1 protein-coding gene and 1 pseudogene are annotated in these 1,396 nt (G+C 63.8%); both read left to right on the forward strand.

Features of this window, described 5'->3' with window-relative positions:
* The coding region (locus HIJ39_RS22930) for an NAD(P)/FAD-dependent oxidoreductase (RefSeq protein WP_169103341.1) at positions 1–1,079 on the forward strand (1,079 nt) is incomplete at its 5' end.
* A gap of 28 nt (positions 1,080–1,107) precedes the next feature.
* Positions 1,108–1,396: pseudogene (locus HIJ39_RS22935) on the forward strand (hypothetical protein); the annotation flags it as partial.

Consider the following 1,396-nt stretch of genomic DNA (forward strand, 5'->3'; position numbering starts at 1 on the left):
TGGCCCGCGAACTGAAGTCGGAGATTGTGCGGGGCGAGGTTGAGATTACCGTCATCAACGCCAGTGAGGTCCATGTGTATCAGCCCCCTTTTCTGTATATGGCCTTTGACCAAGCGGTGCCGGCGGAAGCCCAGCGTCCGGAGCGGCAGGTGGTGAACCCCCTAGTGAAGCTGGTGGTGGGCGACGCGGAGCGTGTGGACCGCGACGCCCACGCCGTGGTGATGGCCGACGGGACGTCGATCCCCTATGACTACTTGGTCATTGCGACGGGCAGCCGTCCGGCCCCGGAGACCATTCCGGGATTGGTGGAAGGCGGGCACCTCTTCTATACGGAAGAGGGCGCGTTGAAGCTCCGCGATGCGCTGGCGGACTTTCAGGGCGGCCGCATTGTGGTCACGGTGGGGGTCCCGCATAAGTGTCCGGTGGCCCCGGTGGAATTCACGCTGATGGTGCGCGACTGGCTCAACACGCGGGGGATGGAGTCCTCCGAGGTTCTGTACACGTATCCCATCGGCCGCCTGCACTCGCTGGAACCCGTCGCCAATTGGGCGTCGGCGGTGTTTCGCGAGCGCCACATTGAGTCGCAGATTTTCTTCAATGCGGAGTCGGTCGATCCGGACCAGAAGACCATCACGAGTCTCGAGGGCGACACGGTCTCCTACGATCTGCTGGTGGCGATCCCCCCGCACCGGGGACAGGACGTGATTCAGCGTTCGGGGCTGGGCGACGCGGGCCACTGGATTCCGACCGACCGCTACAGCTTGCAAATGGTGGGGGCGGACAACATCTATGTATTGGGCGATGCGACCAACCTGCCCATCAGCAAGGCGGGATCGACGGCGCATTTCGAAGCGGATGTCGTGTCGTCCAATCTGGTGAATCGCATTCGCGGCGGCCGCGGGTCCATCCGCTACGACGGCAAGGTGTTCTGTTTCATTGAGGCCGGCCACGACGAAGCCACCTATATCCAGTTCGACTACCAGCATCCCCCCAAGCCGCAGGCCCCGACGGCCCTGATTCATCTGTACAAGCTGGCGTTCAACAAGATGTACTGGCTGTCAGCCGCGGGCATTTTGTAGCCGATGCCAAGCGAAAGGAGGGTGGGCAATGGGAATGGTGGAGGTTGACGAGGCAACCCTCCGGGAGTTGACCTCGCTGTTGGGGGCGCTCAAGGATAGTGCAACCCCGGGGTTGGCGGAGCGGATCAGCACGCTCATGGTCTCCTTGGGCGCGGTGGCGGCGGCCGTGGAGCCCGGTCCGGCCAGCGCCATCGTGGACACCGCGATGACGCATGCGGACGCCTTGACCACCGCCATGCAGCAGCTGGGGGACTGGCAGCACAACGGGACCTGGAACGCGCTCACGGAGATGGTGTCGTTGGTGTCAGCCCTGCGCG

The sequence above is a fragment of the Sulfobacillus harzensis genome, from assembly GCF_012933365.1.
Classification (GTDB): domain Bacteria; phylum Bacillota; class Sulfobacillia; order Sulfobacillales; family Sulfobacillaceae; genus Sulfobacillus_B; species Sulfobacillus_B harzensis.